The sequence below is a fragment of the Parasphingorhabdus sp. genome (genome assembly GCF_036963705.1).
In the GTDB taxonomy this organism is placed as follows: Bacteria; Pseudomonadota; Alphaproteobacteria; order Sphingomonadales; family Sphingomonadaceae; genus Parasphingorhabdus.
The window spans coordinates 1-17,668 of sequence record NZ_JBALUT010000057.1 but is presented as its reverse complement, the minus strand read 5'-3'; the positions used below and the strand labels follow the sequence as shown (position 1 = coordinate 17,668).

The window sequence follows — 17,668 nt, the reverse complement described above, 5'->3', positions numbered from 1 at the left end:
TCTCGATGAACCGGATATTGGTCCGCTTCAGCATATCGGTGCCGCTATCGCGGTAGCGCATCACTGCCATCGTCACTTTCTGGGCCAGTGGAGAGTCGAGGAAGACATTCACTGGTGCGAGACGTTTTGATTCGAACAAGGCATCGAAATCTTCGAGTATTGCCTGGGTGCGTTCCAGCGCAAATGCCGGGATCAGCAAATTGCCGCCTGCTGCCATCACTTCCTCGACATGACGCGCCAGTGTCTCACGGCGCTCGCTGACCAATATAGGCTCGCGGTCCCGGTCGCCATAAGTGGATTCGCAAATCACATGGTCGTAGCCACCGATTTCAGAGGCAGTGCAGTTGATCGCCCGACCGGGTCCGATGTCGCCCGAGAACAGCAGTCGCTGACCCGCGATATTGATCTCGATCGATGCAGACCCGACGATATGACGCGCATCCCAGAAACGAAATGATACGCCGTTATCGAGCTGATGTTCTTCACAATAGCCGACCGTTCTGACGTTTTTGTGCAGTTTTGCTATGTCCTTGCCATCATAGAGGGGAATGAACGGTGGCAAGCCTGCCCGATCGGCCCGGCGGTTTCGGCGCTCGACATCAGCGGCCTGCAATTTGGCAGCATCCTGTAACAGCGGTTTCAAAATATCGGCACTGGGAGCCGTGCAAAAGGTTTTTGCCTTGCAGCCGCTGGCGTACAGATAGGCCAGTCGTCCACTATGATCGAGATGCGCGTGGGTCAGTATCACGGCATCTATTTTTTTGGGATCAAATGGCAGTTCTTCATGGTTCAGCGCTTCGAGCGAACGGGTGCCCTGAAACATGCCGCAATCGACCAATATGGTCTGGCCCGCTCCTTTGACTTCAAAGCAGGAACCCGTGACTGTTCCTGCCGCACCGTGAAATTTAACGCTTACACCACTCATTCAAATCTTCCTCTCGGAGCCCTTGATTCCAAGATCAATGGGCCACCACCAGCGGCACAGGGCAATCGCGGAACAGGCTTCGCGTGACGCCCCCGAGCAAAAACTCGCGCGCCCTGCTGTGGCCATAAGCGCCCATCACCATGTAGCTTGCACCCAGCGTATCGATGGTGGATAGAAGCACGTCCTGCACGGAAGAATTTTTGGCCTCCAGATCGTGAATCTGCGATCCGATCCCGTGTCTCGATAGATATTCCGAGGCGTCGAGCGGCGGTAGGTCGTGATCCTTGTCCTCCTCGACCACAACAATGTGCACGTCACTGGCCAGCTTGAGCAGAGGAACTGCTGCACGCAGGGCATTGCCCGCTTCGAAACTGCCGTTCCATGCGACCACAGCCGGCCCGCCAACATCGAATTTTTTGAGGCCGTCCGGCTGGACCACCACCGGAATATTGGTGTCGAGAACCACGTCGCCCAAGATACCCAATGGTACCGTGTTATCTTTAACACCGCTGGATGAACTCAGCACGATCAGGTCGGCCAGCGCGGAGTTTCGGGCAAGCCCTCTTGCCGGGTCTGAATTGGCTTCCTGATAATCCCACGGCACATCTTCTCCGGCCAGGCGTTTCTCGATCTCTGCTTTCAGCTGCAGATCGATTTCACGCGCATATTTGCCGATGTCGTACATCACCGACATGCCGGTAACTCCGTCGAAGGCCATCTGCGGATTATAGGGGTTGGCGCGCAGGCAATGGAGATGCCCGTCCAGCGCGCGGGTCAGATCCAGCGCGGCCTGATACCGAGCATCAAGACCGGCATCGTCATTCACATAGAGTAGCACGGATTTCATATAATCTCTCCTGATTGGGCAAATTTTCCGGCAGATTTCATACCCTATCTGTTCGCTATTATCCGATGTATCAGGGATTATACGGATGCTGGATTTGCTATCGATGGCTCGTATGCGGTGATGAAGTCGCAGTGGCGCAGACAGGAGCGGGCAAGCGTAGCGGATAGCGGTCCGCTAGTCAGATACCATTAGCACTGGTGGAAAAATTCTTCGCCGAGATACAAGCGGCGGACGGTATCATCCTCGAGCATGGCCTCTGGTGTGCCGTCAAACACGATGTGACCTTCATGCAGGATATAGACCCGGTCGAGTAAGTCGACCATCTCTCGCACATTTTGATCGGTGATCAATATGCCGACATCATGGCTCTCCAAGCTTGTAATCATCGCCTTGATATCCCGGACCGACATCGGATCAATTCCGGCAAAGGGTTCATCGAACAGCATGATGCTCGGGTTGGCTGCCATCGCCCTAGCAATTTCGCATCGGCGTCTTTCGCCACCCGAAAGGGCCCGCGCCGGAACTTTGCGGACATAGTCGATATGGAACTCGACCAGCAGCTCATCCAGTCTATGCTCTCTGGAAACCGGATTTTCTTCAAATAGTTCGAGCACGGTCATGATGTTCTGTTCGACCGTCAGTCCTCGAAAAATCGAGGCTTCTTGTGGCAAATATCCCAAGCCGCGAAGCGCGCGCCGATCGAGAGGCAGTGAGGTTATGTCTTCACCATCGAGGATGATTTGGCCCGAGTTCACCTGCAACAAGCCGAGTATCGAGTAGAAAGTTACCGTCTTTCCCGCTCCGTCCGGGCCGAGCAAGCCGACAATTTCGGAAGGCCCGACATTGAATGAAACATCGTTCAAGACTGTTTTCTTGCCAAATTTCTTGCTGACCGAGACCACCGAGAGGCCGGTGCTTCCGACGTCCGGCGTGTTTGCGAGATGTGGCAATGTCGGAAGATTGAAATGCTTCAATGGAGTGCACCGCCTCGGTTCGGAAAACGGATATGATAATCGACCGGTCATTTCCGCAATATCAGGGAGTTTACGTATATTTCGGTCGCCGTGGTCCGGCTTAAGAGGCAATCATGGCCAATGTCCTGAAAGCCGGCATCTTCTATTTTCTGGGCGTATTCACGCTTGGATTTGTTTTGGGCGCAATGCGCATGTTCTTTCTGGTGCCTTACACCGGTCCGGTGATTGCGGTTCTGATCGAAATTCCGTTGCTGCTCCTTTTTGCATGGTTCTTCTGCCGGTTCTTGACTGGACGACTGGATATCTCGTCGGCCATATATGATCGTCTGGTGATGGGGAGCGTTGCCATTGCTTTGGTGATGGCTGGAGAGGTCCTGATCGTGCTGTTGTTGCTAGAAGGGACCGTCACCGGGTTTTTGGTGGCATTTGATCTGCCGGAAAACCGTATCGGTCTCGATGCCCAGATTGCTTTTGCACTTTTCCCCTTGGTCCAATCCTATGCCGAGAACGAAAGCAAGCGCTAGATTTTCAAGCGCCTGACCCGTTAAGGGGCAACCGGATTATATTTTATAGACCGTTGGCCAGTTCATCCCTGAACTTGGGATGAGCGAGCCCGATCAGTGCGTCGGCGCGCTGGTTTAGCGATTTGCCCTTCAGATCAACCGCTCCATATTCGGTCACCACGATGTGGGTGTCGTTGCGCGGCGTCGTCACCGGCCCGTCCAGTCGCGGCACGATGCGCGATACCGTGCCGTTGCGGGCTGTGGACTGGCAGGCGATGATCGACTTGCCGCTCTTCGACGCATTAGCGCCGCGGACAAAGTCGAGCTGTCCGCCAGAACCGCTATATTGCCGTCCCATAAGATGCTCGGAATTGCACGCCCCGCCAAGATCGATTTGCAGAGTGGCATTGACCGACACGACATTCTTGTTCTTCGCTATATGCCGTGGATCGTTGACGATATTCACCGGGGCGCTGTGCATCGCCGGATTGTCGTCGAGGAAATCATAAAAGGCCCGGTCGCCCATGGCGAAGGTGAAGACGCTACGCCCGCGATAGGTGGTCTTGGCCTGGTTGGTGACCGCTCCGCATTCGATCAGACTGGCTAGGGCAGGGGTCATCAGTTCGGTATGGATGCCAAGATCGCGCCTTTCTTGCAGCAAGGCACAGACAGCGCCGGGAAGCGCGCCTATCCCCATTTGCAAGCAGGCCCGGTCGTCGATCATGTCTGCGATGATGGCGGCAACCTTGGCCTCTTCGGCGGATGTAGCGGGAGCGTGGACTTCGGCGAGCGGCGTATCATTTTCGACAATCGCATCGACTTCGGAAATATGGAGGAGGGAAGCGCCGAATACCCGCGGCATATTGGGATTGACCTCGACCACCAGCTTTTTCGCGCTGCGGGCAGCGGCGGTGGAATAATCGTTGCTGGTGCCAAAGGTGAACCAGCCATGCTTGTCCATCGGCGACACGGTGGTCACAAAAAGGTCCAGCGAGACTTGTTCTTTGAATAGCTCAGGGGAATCACTGAACGCGACCGGCACAAATTCGATCGGGCTTTTCTCTCCTGGAGTCTGCGCGCTGAGCAATTTCCGCTCGATGGAGCTTAGAAACATGCAGCGCGGGCGAATTCGGCCCAGCAAGTCAGGCCTCAACAAGGTTTCGCCGGCATGATCCATCGAATGGAAATACCATAGTTTGATATCGTCGATCGCGCCATTTTCCGCCATGTCAGCCAGCGCGCCGAGCAAAGCCGGCGGCTCCGCTGTGGCCATGCCCATCGCTATATGCGCTCCGGACTCAAGCCCGCGCACCGCCGCGTCGGCGGTGCCAAGCCGGGAGCGGTATTCGTCAATATGCGTCATAGCCAATGCCTCGATTGAAAGAAAAATTGCGGGTAAAGTCCACCAGAATCAGACCGGATAAACCGCAATGGAGCCAATAGGCAGCTTTGCCTATCCGGGCGGGAATTTGCTGGCTGTATGATTGATCTATCGTGTGACCTTAGGAACCATCCTCCCGCAGTCTCACCCGCGTTTCATTCTCGATTTTCTCGCTGGGGTGGAGAATGACCTCGTCACCGGCTTTCAGGCCTTCCAATATTTGCGCGCGCTCGTCGTTCATCCGGCCGATCTTGACCGGCACCAGTTGTGCCTCACCGCCGTGCATGACAAAGACCGACCACTGGCCCTTGTTTCTGAACAGCGCGCTGATCGGTGCCTGCATAATATCTGTTCCTTCCCATTCCACGACCTTGACGATCACGCGATAGCCATGGCCCAAACGCTCACGCGCAGCTATCGGATCAGCGAAATCGATAATGACATTCACACGCTGTTCTTCCACGCCAAGTGCCGAAATCTTGGTGAGGCCAAATGGTTCGATTCGTTGCACCTTGCCGGTGAGTGGTTTGTCTCCGCCCCAATTTTCGATCAATACCTTGCTGCCCGGCTTGATCTTCACGGCATCGCTGGATAGCAGGTCGGTTACAATCTCCGTGTCGGCTGGATCGCCGATCTCAAGGATCGGGGTTCCTGCGCTGATTGGTGTTTCGCTTTCATGAGTGAGACGCAATACCGATCCGCTTTGTGGAGAAAATACAGAGAGAGTTTTGCCACGGTTGTTGATGGATGGGGACGTCAACCTTGCCCGTAAGGCTTTAAGTTCGAACCGGGCCGATTCTGCGGCTCCTCGCGCCTCTGTCAACCGGGAAGCGCTGCTGTCGCGCGCGGCGCGGGTGGCATCATGCGCGGTCTTGGTGGCGAATCCCCGATTAAAAAGTGCATCAATCCGTTCGAAATTGGCCTCCGCCAGCTTGCGGTCGGCGTCTGCCTGAGCGATCCGGGCCAGCGAAGATCGTACCGCGGCTTCGAGCGACCGGATTTGGGCCCTTGTTTCTGCTTCGCTCCGCGAGTTGAGGAAATCGGGTTGCGCAGGAAGGATCCGGGCCACGACCGTTTGACCCGCTACCACCGGATCCCCGGCATCCAGATTGATCCGCAACAATTGGCCATTGATCGGCGCTGATATGACAAACATGTCGCGCACCCGGGTCTCGCCCTCGTCGTTGATCGTGACAAGCATTGGTCCCTTGGTGACTTCCGCGACATCCACATCAATCGGTGGTGAACGCAACGCAAAGAAAATCGCGAGCACCAATATGGCGATGATGAGGCCGATCAATAGCCGCGGGCCGAGTCGGTTCAGATGTTTTGTTGCCATCGCCTTACTCCCTGGTTTTCAATACATTGACGAGATTGAGCCGATCTAGCCGCGAACGCACGAACAGGGCTGATATTGCGGCAGTGAGCAGAACAACCAATATCGCGAACGCTACCGTAGCGGAGGACAGGCCGAACGGGATCATGAACAGGTCGCCGCCGATGGTTTCGGTTAGATATTTTGACAAAGAATAGCCAAAAATTATGCCGATGGGCAGGCCGATGATAACCAGCAACGCCAATTCACCGAGCAGGATGTACGATACCTCTCCTCGGCGATAACCCAGTACTCGTAGCGACACGAGATCGCGTGCTCGTTCGGCCAGGTTGATCCGCGCATTATTATACACAACCCCGAAAACGATCAGCGCCGAAAAAGCCGTGTTGAAGACCTGGATGATGCCCATGGTTTCTCCGATCGATTCTTCAATCCCGCGCAACGCTGCATCCCGACTGGAAAATCCGGCAACGACGGGCATGTCCTTTAACCGCTGATATACTGCTTCGATCTGCGCCGGATCGACACTTATAAAGGCTCCGGATGATAAAGGTGCTTCCTTTAGAAGAGGTCCGATGAGGTCAAGGTTGATATAAGCCGGGCTAGCCACAGGACTGCGCAAAATGCGGGTGACGGGCAGGGTGAAACTTGGCCGCTTGCCATTTGTCACCTCGATATGAAGCGGGTCGCCGAGTTGGAGATCCAACTCGTTGGACAGGCCATGCGAAATCATCACGCCGCGCACCGGCGGCGCCAATATGCCATCCTCCATATCGATCAGCCGGTTCAGATCTCCGCCGGGTCTGATGCCCGTCAGACTCTCCGATTTTGACCGGATCCCCGATGTCAGCTTGGCTGGAACATAGCGAACGGGCTCAACCCGCAGGACCCCCGGAATCCGTTGCAGCTCAAAAATCGCACGCTCGTCCCGCGGTTCGGCGAAGACGATGTTCATGTCCGACCGGTTTGACTGATTGAACAGCAGATCAATCATCAGGCCAACATTGTCCGTGCTTCCGGCAGAGGTGATATAGAGGCCAAGTGCGGCTCCGACGCCCAGCGACCCTAGCATCGAGCGTAATGGCCTGCGTACGATGCCGCGCAAGATTATTCTTGTGGGTTCGTCCAGCTTTTTCAGCTTGGCTATGAGCCGCGCAATTCCTCCTGAATAATTGGGCGGAACCGGTGGCCGCATCGCTTCCGCAGCGGTAAGCTTGCTGATCCGCCGGACGGTCTGCGCTGCGCCCAGCATCACCACCGCCACAGCGACAAAACAGGCTATCAGGATTACGTCTGCTCCGGCGCGGTAGGTTAAAACCGGGAATACGAAAAATTCCTGATACAGCCCAGCCAGACCGCGGCCCATCCAGCTGCCCAATAGCAATCCCAGGATCAGGCCCGGTAAGGACAAGATCAACGCCAGCTTGGTATAATGCCAGACAATCTTCCGGTTGCGATAACCAAAGGCCGTCAGCAGCCCGATTATTTCTCGTTCCGATTCCACCAGTCTGGTCAGTACAATGTTGATCAAAAATGCTGCGACACCAAGAAAAATCGGCGGCAATATCGCGGTCATGGATTGCAATTCATTAAGCTCGTTGGACAAAAAACGATCCGACAGTTGTTCAGATCTCGGAATCGCTCCGTTTCCGCCATATGGTTCCAGCAGTTTGTCTAACCGGTCGATCACATTGCGGGGATTGGCACCACGCTCTAGCCGGATGAGCACTTCGTTATAGGCGTTGGTCGAATTGAGCGCCGCTGCAAGATGTTCCTCCCCCATCCACAGCACGCCGAAGCGGCGATTGTCCGGGAAAATCTGACCTGCTCCCAGCGCGTAGATATATTCCGGTGACAGTGCCGTGCCGACCACATGCAGCCGTTGCTTCTTGCCATATAGAACCGCTTCGATATTGTCTCCGGGAGCAACGCGCGCGGCATCACTGAATTTTTCGCTGGCGATCACCTCTTCGGGTCTCGCAGGATCGGGCATTCGGCCGTTCCGCAAAACCAGGGCATTGACCCGCGGCATTCCCGATGGCGGCAGCGAGTGGACCTTGGCGGTCACTGGTTCCGAGATGCCCGGGACATCGAGCGTCGCACCCGTGGTCAGCCGTCCCTCGACAATGCTTACACCCTCGATAGCGCGGATATCATCCACCAGACTGGTAGGAAATCGTTTCGCCGACGCGATAACATCTGCAAAACGGTAGCGGTCATAATAAGTGTCCCGGCTCGCCTCTAGCGACCGGATCATTCCCACTGACATGACGACCATGCCGATGCCTGCTGCGATCACGAGTGCAATCGCCAGTGCTTGTGTGCGCAGCCGCCAGATGTCGCGCAGCAATTTGCGGTCCAGCGAATCCAGCCATTGAGGGAAGATCACCATTTGAGCTCGGCCGGTTTGACACGGTTCGGGTTATCGCGATCCTCAATCAGCGCGCCATCGCCAAAGCGCAGCAGCCGGTCGGCCATATCTGCGATTACGACATTGTGGGTGATCAGTAGCGTTGTTGTGCCGAGCTCGCGATTGACCTGATCCAGTGCTTCGAGCACTTTCACGCCGGTCTGGCTGTCGAGCGCACCGGTGGGTTCGTCGCACAGCATCACCTTGGGTCGCTTGGCAATGGCACGGGCAATCGCGACTCGTTGCTGCTCGCCACCGGATAATTGCGACGGGAAATGATCAAGCCGATTGCCTAGGCCTACCATTTCCAAGGCTTCTTGCGGTGTCATCGGGTCTTCGGCAATTTCTGTTATCAGCGCGACATTTTCCCGAGCCGTCAGCGATGCCACCAGATTGTAGAACTGGAACACGAAACTGACCGAGTTTCGTCGATATTCGGTTAGTTGGGATGGCGCCAATGCTGTAAGTTCGGTGCCTTCGAAAAAGACCTGACCATCAGTAGCATTATCGAGCCCGCCGATGATGTTGAGAAAGGTCGATTTTCCAGATCCGCTGGCGCCGAGCAGGACGACCATTGCCGACTTCGGCAAATCGAGATTCACGCCACGAAGGGCGTGGACGGCGGTCGGACCTTCTCCATAGACTTTTGTCAGTCCCCGAACGGAATAGAGGGCGTCGCCATCGGGATCATTTTTCTGGCTAGTCGGCGAGGGGACCATCAAATTTCATGTTTGGCGAGCATTTTTGCGAGAGGTTCGGCAGCGTCCGGTCCGAAATCCTTGGCAATTTCTGCAAGCAGTCGAGCGCTCGTGTCGGGTTTCAGATGTTTTCGGATAACACCCAGAGCGCGTGGAGCGGCGACCAGTATGACGCGGGCATCTTTATCCCCGACAATCTGCTCGATCCTTTGCGCTACTTCGGTCACGAACCGGTCTTCTTCCTGTTGCTGCAGGTCGGTCGGCTCATATGCCCCGCGGCTTGGAGACTTGCTTTGAAAGCTCCGGCCCGGTTTGTCGGTGCCGAGTTCAGACGTACGCAGCGACGGGTTTTTATGCTCCTCGATCAGCTCGAGCACCGGATCAAAAGCCTCTCCGACATTTTTGAACATCGCCATGCGGGAACCGTCAACCGCGATAACCTTGCTATCCTTGCGCACCAGCATTTCATTCTCCCATCAGCTTGTTCCACTTCAGACTTTCTAGGATGAGTGGAGATTGGCGGCGATAGGTATTGTTACGGACCGCTGGTCTCGGTCTTACGAATAATTACGTAGCGACAAACGGACGGTAAGATTCGAAAATGCCTCCTCATCGGCTGCTGCAGCGGCCATATCAGAAGGAGCGACCATGACAGATCGAGCGATATTCCCCAAAGCCGCGTCTAAGGCAGCCGTGATACTGATGACCTTGTTGCTGCTCGGCTGTGCCACCGCGACACCCTATCAGCCCCAAATCTCGGGCCAGCGAGTCTCCGGCGGCTATTCGGAAACACGCCTTGGCGACACCCGCTATCGGGTTCGTTTCGCTGGCAATACGCTGACCTCGCGCCAAACGGTCGAGGATTATCTGCTATACCGGGCTGCGGAGCTAACGGTTCAACGCGGCTATGACTGGTTCCGGATCACCGACCACACAACAGAAACGGATCGGCAAACCTATGTAGAGCGTTTCGCGCGCTACGATCCCTGGTATGGTTCGGGCTACGTCAACTGGCGGCCGCATTGGCGCTATTATCGCAGCGGCACCTGGTCGACCTGGCACCCTTATGGCCGCGATCCCTTCTGGTCCTTTGATACCGATGTGCGGACCGTGGAGCGGTTCGAGGCGGAAGCGGAAATTGTGATGCACAGGGGTTCCATGCGGACCGACGCATCGCGCGCGTTTGATGCTCGCAAGGTTCTGGAGGAGCTCGGGCCTTCGATCAAGCGACCCGACGACCAATAAGAGCCCTCGAATGCCTCTGGCCGCGAAGGCAGACTCCGCGAGGAGCTGTCGCGGGCAGGGGCCAAGGGGACCCGAGATCGCCTGGTAATGGGTCTGGGAATGTTACGGCTGAGGTGTCGGTCGAGGGAAGTCGACCGCAAGAAAAAAATTTAAATTACCTGCTACACCTTGTCAGCATAGAGAAGGCGGCCCGGTCCCAGTCGTTCCAATATCACCGGAAGATCGCTTTCGGAAAAGGCAAAGCAGCCCTGACTGCGGCCTAGTTTCCCGTGGGATTCAACCATTTCCGGTTCGGCATACCAGGCGCCATGGATGACGATGGCGCGCGGTTCGGCCATGTTGTTGCTGGGGTCGAGGCCTTTCAGACGGCGGGATGTGCCGTGTTTGCCGACATAGGTCTCGCTGGTGATGTAGCTGCCGCCCGACGAGGCTTCGGATCCCGGCACGTTGGAAAATTCCTGCAGCCAGCCGGTATGCCGGAGATCGGAACCCTTGCCATGGGCAACCAGAAAGGATTGGGTTGTCCCGTTGGTAAGGTCGACAATATGAAAACGTTCCTTGGCGGAGTGCAGCGAATAGTCGGCAATCCCGATCCTGTCTTTGTGCAACAGGGATGATTCATGGGTCGCCATTGCCGCCTTGGCGCGATCAATCAATGTCGTTGGACCCGCTGGCAGGATCGCTTTCGGGCGCGCCGGTAATCGCGTCGCCATCTTGCTCGCAGCCTGTGATCGGGAGCCAAGGCCATAAGCGGCACCAGTGATCCCGAGAAGGCCGGCGGTGATAAATTGTCTTCTTTTCATAGCACCTTCATAGCAGCTTCTCCCTGTACGGGGGATTAAGTAACTCTACCTATTGCTGTGCCCCGCGATCACCTGAATAGAGGCAGAATGAGAATATTATCAGCTATTCTGGGCGGCTTGCTGTTTTCGGCTTCCGCCTCGGCACAAGACGAAAATCACCTGATCTGGACCGAAGCACAGGTTACCGAATTGCAGCACCTGGTCGATGCAAGAGCTTCAGAAGGCTTGGGAAATTGCGCGATAACCAGTTTCGATCAACCCAATTCCGCCACTGATCCATACCGCCGCTCGCGCTTGGCAACGGTCGCGGCGAACGAGTTGATGATGGCCCATCTGGAAGGATGTTCGCCTGCGTCGGTCCGGACGAAATGGCGGATCAGCAGCGATGACGCCAAAATTGATACCCAAAAATTGCTGTTACAGGCTCTGGTCCGCAACGATCTCACAGCATATTTCAAGGCACTGCGCCCGCGCAATCCCCATTATCAAGTCCTCCGCGAAGCTTATACTGCCGAAGTTGATGAAGCGAAACGCGCTACCTTGGAGGTAAATCTGGAACGATGGCGCTGGATGCGGCTCATCATGGGTGACAAATATCTGCTGGTGAACGCCGCCAGTTTTGAAGTGACCCTGTGGGAGAATGACAAGGCCATCCGGACATGGCCGGTCATCGTTGGCAAGGCCAGTTCTCCGACCCCGATATTTGACGCGACGGTGAGCGGTGTTATCTTGAACCCCTGGTGGGAAATCCCGACATCGATTGCCGCGGAAGGCATCAGCTCGATGGTGCGCAACAATCCGGCGAGAGCGCGGAGCAGGGGCTATGTCTTTCAGGATGGCCGCTACCGGCAGCGGCCCGGTCCCGGCAACGCGCTGGGGCAGATGAAATTGGTCATGCCCAACGCCTATAGCGTCTATCTCCACGACACGCCGAACAAGAATCTGTTTTCCGAACCGGTGCGGACATTCAGCCATGGCTGTATCCGAGTGGGCGGAGCGGTCGATCTGGTAAAAACATTACTCGCCGGATCGGCTACGGAAGAGCAGGTCGACGATATTCTGACCAGTCGCAAGACGACAAAATTGTCCACCACCATGCCGCTCCCGGTCTATATCGCCTATTTTACGGCAGAGGCAGCGGCAGACGGTACGGTCAGCTATTTTCCGGACATCTATAACCGAGACAATCTGAAACTGGCGCAGAACGAGCCGACGACTGATTGCGCGGCTTAGTATAATCGGACGGCTTGATCGCGTCGAATCGCTGATCACGCGAGCGATGCGCACCATATTACTGCCATGCAATTGAAATAATGGTGAGCCCTGCTGGGTTCGAACCAGCGACCTACTGATTAAAAGACCCAAGTTCGGTAAACGCAAAACATAGAATTTCTCAGTTTTCAGGGGTTTTATGGAAGGCGCTTTGGGACTGTAGGGACTGCAGACGACTGAAATGGCGTAAAAACTACTGAACTTTTACTGAACTACTGAAGCGAAATTTATTATGCTCGGAGCCCAAACTAAGTTCGCCTGAGTGCATCACACCAGTGCAATCATGATTGATTGTGCTAATGAAATGTAATGATGGGAATTAGGAAAAAGCTGTGGTGGATATGGAGCGCATCCGGCCACCTTAACAATGCCTTGTTTTGGTTTGGGATGGTGTTTTCGTTGGCAAGCGTCACCGCCGTGCTTGAGGTGTTTTCAGAGATCCCTCTTTGGCTTTCCATAACTGGGGGTTTAATCGCGGCTGTAACTTTTTTTCTAGCCTATGCAGTTTATGTTTATATCATTGTCCCTAAACATATTCCGATCGAGAGATCGATTGAAAAAGCGGGAAGCATTGTTGACCCACATTGGTCAAAAATAGAGACGCTGGAACTCTATCAAGCTGCTTGCATTTGGGCTGGAGTCAATCCCCCTACTAACGAACATGAGGCCCTTCCCAGCCGGGCTGGGCCGTTTTTGCAGCGTCTTAAAGCTGCTATCCGTTCCCAAGAACTAAAGGTATCGGACAATGAAATGCAAGTGTCACTGGGAATACAAGGCTTTGAAGCTCGCGTGTCTGGAAGGCCGCACCCTATAAGCAATCTCACGGAGATTTCGCAGACTGAATTGAGAAGTTTTATAGCTTCGGAAACTGCCAAGGGGAAGGGTGACGATGAGAACGGGTTTAGTGATGAGTTTGAATATCAGGCTAGGAAAATCGAAGGCGTGGAATCAAAGCGCGATAAAAGTCTAGATGAGGCTATCACATATATCTTGGTAGGGCGCTGGGGTGGCAATGTTGCTCGGGCATCAATGGATGGAAAGCTTGAAGGCAGCAGTGTAATTCAGAGAATTAGGCAAGCAGCAGTGGACGGCAGAGTCCGGATTTGGGGAAAACAAAACCCAAATTCGGCAATCCATAAGGAAATTGAAGCGGTTTTCTGGGAAACCCATCAGCCCGAATTTTTGGAGTTTCTTCGAGGGCGATCAAGGACCGAGGCAGCGGAACTTGGTGCATCAAACGAACGTTATTATGACCTAATGATTAGTCGCGCAGAAATCGAAAGAGAATTACCCTATCAAGACCGGGCGGATGGCTAAGTAAGGGTGTTTTGAGTCTACGCCTATGTGCGTGTTCTTGATTGAACATTGCGGTGATGGCCAACTACTAAAGGCTGGCGGTTAACTGTCCTCGTGCGGCGTTGCCCCCGGTGAAGCTGCCGCAGCCTCATCCTTCGCTGCTCCCTGCGGTGCTACCGTAGCCTCGTTCTTTGTTGTTTCCAGTTCGGCGTCATTTGCTTCGATCCAGTTCTCAAGTTTCGTCAGCAAGTCGGTCCACACCTCGTTATATTCGTAATGGAACGTCTCCATGCACAGCTGCATTGAGCTAGTGTGCCGTTCGCCATAAAGCTCCATCCACCGGTTTGAAAAATTGGTTTCAAACTCGTCATGATCGATTTTTGAGTAGCCGGTGCACAAACCTTCAAAGCTTGGGTGGGCACTCTCAGACAGATTAGCATATAGCTTTTTCAAGCCAGGGTAGCGTTTGTTGCCATGGTCCAACACTGTGATGATATTGATCGAACGAGGCCCCCTTTCATCATTACGCGAGCCTAGAAGCAAATCACTCGTCTTTTCGCAGAAGGCGTGAAAGTTTAAATTGCCGTCTAGTACTTTCTGCATGAGCCGGTTGAGGTAGATTAGCGTTCCCAGGGACTCAAACCCACTGCGGAGTAATATACGAGCGCCGAGGCCATGTCCTTGTTGGTGAAGCGAGTATGACTGGGTCATCAAGTCATGCATGCGCCAAAGCACTGCTTCGCGGAGCATCCAGACTCGAAATAGAGCTTTCCATTTATATGCCACCGGATTGCGGGAAAGCAGTCCGGCGACCGGAATACTGGATAGAAGGGAATCCTTCCAATTGGCTAGGTTCTGCTCAATCTCGTTCATGACTCGATATACCATGCTTCATTACAAAGTCTTGGCCGATATTCTTGCCGACCAAACATATGCAGCACGTGTTTTATCAAGTTGAGAGCGTCCAACGCGATGAGGTGGAAATGATGTGTGTTATCGATGATTTTCATTCAGTGGCAACGGCAGAAAATCAGTTGTGCGAAAGGAAAAAACGCCGCAAATCCGGGAAAAGTCAGCAGGAAAATTGAACTTTTACTGAACTTTTACTGAACTTTTACTGAAGTTAGACCAACTGATCTAATTACTGAAGCTCAGTTTCACCACTAACTCATTGAAATAATGGTGAGCCCTGCTGGGTTCGAACCAGCGACCTACTGATTAAAAGTTTTTTTAAGCCGATATTTTGATATCCCACATATTCCCTAAACGTCTGAAATAATTAGATAATAGAAAAATAATGTTCTTGATATGTTCCAGGAAATCCCATAGTATCCTCTCGAAACGCTACCCGGGTAGCACGTTTTTCAGAGGACAAAATGTCAAATCAAATAAAGCTTACTGATGCTAAATTGAAAGCGGTGAAAGCACCGTTGCGAGGTCGAGTTGAGCTCGCAGATAGTGATTGCGTTGGGTTGAGATTCGTAAAAGGATCGACAGGTAAATGTCGTTGGATTGTTCGAAAACGGGTTGCTGGAAAGTTCAGAAAGATCACTCTGGGAGACTATCCCGGGATTGGTCTGGCTAAGGCTAGACAGAAAGCGCTCCAGGCTTGTGCTGACATTGAGAGCGGCCGGAAGCTGGCGAAGCCTGATAAACGATCGAACAAAACGGTTTCCGCACTGTGGAACACTTATGATCAGCAGCGCGTTGAAAACAAGCGATCTGCAAAAGAAATACGGCGCATATTCAAAAAGTACGTTTTACCGGAGCTTGGCGGTCGTCCGGTGGACGCCATAACGCGCACGGATGTTACTCGGTTAATTGATGGCATCGCTTATGGCGAGCGTCCTGCACCGGTAATGGCCCGGCTTGTTGCTGCGCAAATGTCAGTGTTTTTCAATTGGGTTTTACCACGAGTAGAAACTCTAGCGTACAACCCAGTAACAGCAGCAAGCAGACCACCAGCACCGAAACCTCGTGATCGGGTTTTGTCGAATGAAGAATTGAAAAGCCTTTGGAAGGCTGTTGAAAATCAGCCCTTTCCTTGGCAGCATAGTTTGAAACTCATGCTGTTCACCGCTGCACGGCGAAGCGAGGTATTTGGAGCTGAACGTGCGGAGTTTGATTTAGAAGAAAAAGTCTGGAACTTACCAGCGTCGAGCGCAAAAAATAGCAACGCTGTAATCATTCCACTTTCCGTCGAAGCTTGCCATGTCATTTCAGGTTGCCCGGTTACTGATGGTAGCAGCAAGCTGTTCCCTTCGGCCACAAATCCAAAAACTAGTGCGTCAGGTATATCAAAATTGTTGCGACGGTTGAGGGCCGACGTTCAATCTGACTTGCAACGTCCCGTTCTGCATTGGACCTTACATGACATCCGGCGGACTGTTGCTACAAACCTGCAGCGGCTGGGAGTAAGGCTGGAAGTGACTGAAGCAATTCTCAACCACATCAGCGGTTCTCAGGCTGGGATCGTCAAGGTTTACCAACGATACAACTGGATGGATGAAAAACGCGAGGCGTTGCAACTTTGGTCTGATGACCTTGTTCGTATCTGTGACTGCAGCACGCAGTAGGCTATTTGGTATCACCAACCCAATCAACCGTGATCGAATCCACTCCAGTTTTTACGCCCTCAACCAAAATAATGCGACTATCTTCGGGAATTTCGATATCCTGTAAATCCAGTTTCCATACACTTTCATCATCACATTGCAGGACGTAACGCCGGTCCCCTTTGATGAGTTTCCCAGTGAGCCGTAGACGGTTTGAGTTTGAATGGTTCATAATTGAGCGTTCTCTGTCCTACAGACCCGATTCTGTCCAGCGCGCAAGAACCTTCTTCACATAATTCCGCGTTTCCCGATATCGGGGAATGCCTTTGGCTTTGTGCACAGCGTTGGGGCCAGCGTTATATGCTGCCAGCGCCAAGTGAATTCCGCCAAATTTATCGAGCATTTGCCTTAAATAGCGCGCGCCACCGTTAATGTTTGCAACGGGATCATAACGATTGCGCACTCCGAGGTCCGAAGCTGTCCCTGGCATGAGTTGCGAAAGACCAACGGCTCCGGCTGGACTAACAGCCATAGGATTGTACCGAGATTCCTGCCAAATTAGAGCGTCGAGCAACCCAAAGGGTAGGGCGTGTTTTCTTTCGGCTGCCCGGATGGAGGTTAGGTAGATAGACCGCCTGGACGAGGCTGAGCGGCTTAGTCCTGTAAGCTTTCTCTGTTGTAAATTGGTTCTGGCACCTTCATGAACTGCCGATGCTCCGAGCAAGGGTTTTTGCTGGTTTTCTGGCTGCCAAATCCCGTGTTGGAACAACTGAAACGTTGAATTTCCATCTGCCTGCTGATCCCCAAGTTTCGTTACAGGAGCGCCATTGCTTTCCTGTAGACTCACGTCCTGTGCCCATGCCACGCTCGAACACAACGCAATCGTAAACAGTCCTAAGGATAGCTTCTTTGCCAAAATTCATCTCCATCTTGCATCGAATCGGATGAGAACATAAATAGAACATATAGCTGTAGGAAAGCATTTTCTTACGTGTTGAAGAGGGGAGGCTGCCGGGAAGGGGAGAACTGGCGCAGATGCAAGGAACTCCTCGATGTCCCGTAACGTCCTGACTAATCCCACATCATCCCTCGAGAATACTGCCAGACAGATTTGTGAAAAATTTTCAGGCTATTGGAAAAATAGCAAAGGAATGTGCTGCTGCCCGGCACATGATGACAATACGCCGTCACTTGGTGTCAGTATCGGCCGAAACGCGATTCTCTTTCACTGTTTTGCGGGGTGTCCGCAGAAAGAGGTGCTTGCGGGTTTTGAGCGCCAAGGTGTGCCCGCGCGCAGTCTGTTCAGCGGAAGCTCCATTCCAATTCCCGCAACAAGTCCCAAAGAGATAAAGCCGAGCGCCAATGCACAGCGACTCTGGCGGCAGGCTCAGCGCCTGCAAGGAACTATTGCGCGGACTTATCT

At 53.6% G+C, this 17,668-nt stretch carries 18 protein-coding genes and 1 pseudogene; 6 read left to right on the top strand and 13 right to left on the bottom strand.

Annotated elements, in window-relative coordinates; translation table 11 throughout:
* The 3 genes from V7680_RS12025 to lptB all read right to left on the bottom strand — a co-directional run.
* A partial coding sequence (locus tag V7680_RS12025; protein ID WP_335653518.1) for an MBL fold metallo-hydrolase occupies positions 1 to 925 on the bottom strand: 925 nt, incomplete at its 3' end.
* A gap of 34 nt (positions 926 to 959) precedes the next feature.
* Complete coding sequence (locus V7680_RS12020) at positions 960 to 1,772, bottom strand: universal stress protein (protein WP_335653517.1); 813 nt, start codon at positions 1,770 to 1,772, stop codon at positions 960 to 962.
* Between the two features lie 188 nt (positions 1,773 to 1,960).
* Positions 1,961 to 2,746 (bottom strand): LPS export ABC transporter ATP-binding protein, encoded by a 786-nt coding sequence (gene lptB / locus V7680_RS12015; protein ID WP_335653516.1) that lies wholly within the window; start codon positions 2,744 to 2,746, stop codon positions 1,961 to 1,963.
* A 113-nt stretch (positions 2,747 to 2,859) separates the two neighbouring features.
* Between lptB and V7680_RS12010 the strand changes: the two genes are divergently transcribed.
* Positions 2,860 to 3,270, top strand: a complete 411-nt coding sequence (locus V7680_RS12010; RefSeq protein ID WP_335653515.1) for a hypothetical protein — start codon at positions 2,860 to 2,862, stop codon at positions 3,268 to 3,270.
* 43 nt (positions 3,271 to 3,313) lie between these two features.
* Here the strand turns inward: V7680_RS12010 and V7680_RS12005 are convergent, their stop codons facing one another.
* The 5 genes from V7680_RS12005 to V7680_RS11985 all read right to left on the bottom strand — a co-directional run bounded on the left by V7680_RS12005 (position 3,314) and on the right by V7680_RS11985 (position 9,538).
* On the bottom strand, positions 3,314 to 4,612 hold the full coding sequence (locus V7680_RS12005; RefSeq protein ID WP_335653514.1) for an acetyl-CoA hydrolase/transferase family protein: 1,299 nt from the start codon (positions 4,610 to 4,612) through the stop codon (positions 3,314 to 3,316).
* A gap of 139 nt (positions 4,613 to 4,751) precedes the next feature.
* Positions 4,752 to 5,969: an efflux RND transporter periplasmic adaptor subunit gene (locus tag V7680_RS12000; RefSeq protein ID WP_335653513.1), complete on the bottom strand. Its 1,218-nt coding sequence runs from the start codon at positions 5,967 to 5,969 to the stop codon at positions 4,752 to 4,754.
* A gap of 4 nt (positions 5,970 to 5,973) precedes the next feature.
* The gene (locus V7680_RS11995; protein WP_335653512.1) at positions 5,974 to 8,358 is read right to left on the bottom strand and encodes an ABC transporter permease; all 2,385 of its coding nucleotides are present in this window, start codon (positions 8,356 to 8,358) and stop codon (positions 5,974 to 5,976) included.
* The gene (locus V7680_RS11990) at positions 8,352 to 9,095 is read right to left on the bottom strand and encodes an ABC transporter ATP-binding protein (protein WP_335653511.1); all 744 of its coding nucleotides are present in this window, start codon (positions 9,093 to 9,095) and stop codon (positions 8,352 to 8,354) included. Before V7680_RS11990 ends, V7680_RS11995 begins: the two co-directional genes overlap by 7 nt.
* Complete coding sequence (locus V7680_RS11985) at positions 9,095 to 9,538, bottom strand: host attachment protein (RefSeq protein ID WP_335653510.1); 444 nt, start codon at positions 9,536 to 9,538, stop codon at positions 9,095 to 9,097. Before V7680_RS11985 ends, V7680_RS11990 begins: the two co-directional genes overlap by 1 nt.
* 184 nt (positions 9,539 to 9,722) lie before the next feature.
* Between V7680_RS11985 and V7680_RS11980 the strand changes: the two genes are divergently transcribed.
* Positions 9,723 to 10,319 carry a CC0125/CC1285 family lipoprotein gene (locus V7680_RS11980; protein ID WP_335653509.1) on the top strand — a complete coding sequence of 199 codons (597 nt, stop codon included), beginning with the start codon at positions 9,723 to 9,725 and terminating at the stop codon, positions 10,317 to 10,319.
* A 161-nt stretch (positions 10,320 to 10,480) separates the two neighbouring features.
* On the opposite strand, the gene V7680_RS11975 is transcribed toward V7680_RS11980, so the two are convergent.
* Positions 10,481 to 11,122 (bottom strand): murein L,D-transpeptidase catalytic domain family protein, encoded by a 642-nt coding sequence (locus V7680_RS11975; protein ID WP_335653508.1) that lies wholly within the window; start codon positions 11,120 to 11,122, stop codon positions 10,481 to 10,483.
* Positions 11,123 to 11,209: 87 nt separating this feature from the next.
* On the opposite strand from V7680_RS11975, the gene V7680_RS11970 reads away from it, so the two are divergent.
* The gene (locus V7680_RS11970; RefSeq protein ID WP_335653507.1) at positions 11,210 to 12,355 is read left to right on the top strand and encodes a L,D-transpeptidase family protein; all 1,146 of its coding nucleotides are present in this window, start codon (positions 11,210 to 11,212) and stop codon (positions 12,353 to 12,355) included.
* Between the two features lie 232 nt (positions 12,356 to 12,587).
* On the opposite strand, the gene V7680_RS15775 is transcribed toward V7680_RS11970, so the two are convergent.
* Positions 12,588 to 12,695 carry a hypothetical protein gene (locus V7680_RS15775; protein WP_442955017.1) on the bottom strand — a complete coding sequence of 36 codons (108 nt, stop codon included), beginning with the start codon at positions 12,693 to 12,695 and terminating at the stop codon, positions 12,588 to 12,590.
* A gap of 8 nt (positions 12,696 to 12,703) precedes the next feature.
* Here V7680_RS15775 and V7680_RS11965 point away from each other — a divergent pair, with 8 nt between their 5' ends.
* Positions 12,704 to 13,711 carry a hypothetical protein gene (locus tag V7680_RS11965; RefSeq protein WP_335653506.1) on the top strand — a complete coding sequence of 336 codons (1,008 nt, stop codon included), beginning with the start codon at positions 12,704 to 12,706 and terminating at the stop codon, positions 13,709 to 13,711.
* A gap of 81 nt (positions 13,712 to 13,792) precedes the next feature.
* On the opposite strand, the gene V7680_RS11960 is transcribed toward V7680_RS11965, so the two are convergent.
* Positions 13,793 to 14,563: a hypothetical protein gene (locus V7680_RS11960; protein ID WP_335653505.1), complete on the bottom strand. Its 771-nt coding sequence runs from the start codon at positions 14,561 to 14,563 to the stop codon at positions 13,793 to 13,795.
* Between the two features lie 503 nt (positions 14,564 to 15,066).
* Here V7680_RS11960 and V7680_RS11955 point away from each other — a divergent pair.
* Positions 15,067 to 16,266, top strand: coding sequence for a tyrosine-type recombinase/integrase (locus V7680_RS11955; RefSeq protein ID WP_335653504.1), 1,200 nt, complete (start codon positions 15,067 to 15,069; stop codon positions 16,264 to 16,266).
* Between the two features lies 1 nt (position 16,267).
* Here V7680_RS11955 and V7680_RS15770 read toward each other — a convergent pair whose 3' ends face one another.
* Complete coding sequence (locus V7680_RS15770; protein ID WP_415178653.1) at positions 16,268 to 16,477, bottom strand: DUF5818 domain-containing protein; 210 nt, start codon at positions 16,475 to 16,477, stop codon at positions 16,268 to 16,270.
* 18 nt (positions 16,478 to 16,495) lie between these two features.
* Positions 16,496 to 17,161: a lytic transglycosylase domain-containing protein gene (locus tag V7680_RS11950; protein WP_335653503.1), complete on the bottom strand. Its 666-nt coding sequence runs from the start codon at positions 17,159 to 17,161 to the stop codon at positions 16,496 to 16,498.
* A 136-nt stretch (positions 17,162 to 17,297) separates the two neighbouring features.
* Here V7680_RS11950 and V7680_RS11945 point away from each other — a divergent pair.
* Positions 17,298 to 17,668, top strand: a pseudogene (locus V7680_RS11945) (DUF7146 domain-containing protein); the annotation flags it as partial.

Excerpts from the sequence above, each read along its gene's own strand:
- V7680_RS12020 (WP_335653517.1), bottom strand. The coding sequence starts at position 1,772 with ATGAAATCCGTGCTACTCTATGTGAATGACGATGCCGGTCTTGATGCT.
- V7680_RS12010 (WP_335653515.1), top strand. The coding sequence starts at position 2,860 with ATGGCCAATGTCCTGAAAGCCGGCATCTTCTATTTTCTGGGCGTATTC.
- V7680_RS12005 (WP_335653514.1), bottom strand. The coding sequence starts at position 4,612 with ATGACGCATATTGACGAATACCGCTCCCGGCTTGGCACCGCCGACGCG.
- V7680_RS12000 (WP_335653513.1), bottom strand. The coding sequence starts at position 5,969 with ATGGCAACAAAACATCTGAACCGACTCGGCCCGCGGCTATTGATCGGC.
- V7680_RS11995 (WP_335653512.1), bottom strand. The coding sequence starts at position 8,358 with ATGGTGATCTTCCCTCAATGGCTGGATTCGCTGGACCGCAAATTGCTG.
- V7680_RS11990 (WP_335653511.1), bottom strand. The coding sequence starts at position 9,095 with ATGGTCCCCTCGCCGACTAGCCAGAAAAATGATCCCGATGGCGACGCC.
- V7680_RS11985 (WP_335653510.1), bottom strand. The coding sequence starts at position 9,538 with ATGCTGGTGCGCAAGGATAGCAAGGTTATCGCGGTTGACGGTTCCCGC.
- V7680_RS11980 (WP_335653509.1), top strand. The coding sequence starts at position 9,723 with ATGACAGATCGAGCGATATTCCCCAAAGCCGCGTCTAAGGCAGCCGTG.
- V7680_RS11975 (WP_335653508.1), bottom strand. The coding sequence starts at position 11,122 with ATGAAAAGAAGACAATTTATCACCGCCGGCCTTCTCGGGATCACTGGT.
- V7680_RS11970 (WP_335653507.1), top strand. The coding sequence starts at position 11,210 with ATGAGAATATTATCAGCTATTCTGGGCGGCTTGCTGTTTTCGGCTTCC.
- V7680_RS11965 (WP_335653506.1), top strand. The coding sequence starts at position 12,704 with ATGATGGGAATTAGGAAAAAGCTGTGGTGGATATGGAGCGCATCCGGC.
- V7680_RS11960 (WP_335653505.1), bottom strand. The coding sequence starts at position 14,563 with ATGAACGAGATTGAGCAGAACCTAGCCAATTGGAAGGATTCCCTTCTA.
- V7680_RS11955 (WP_335653504.1), top strand. The coding sequence starts at position 15,067 with ATGTCAAATCAAATAAAGCTTACTGATGCTAAATTGAAAGCGGTGAAA.
- V7680_RS15770 (WP_415178653.1), bottom strand. The coding sequence starts at position 16,477 with ATGAACCATTCAAACTCAAACCGTCTACGGCTCACTGGGAAACTCATC.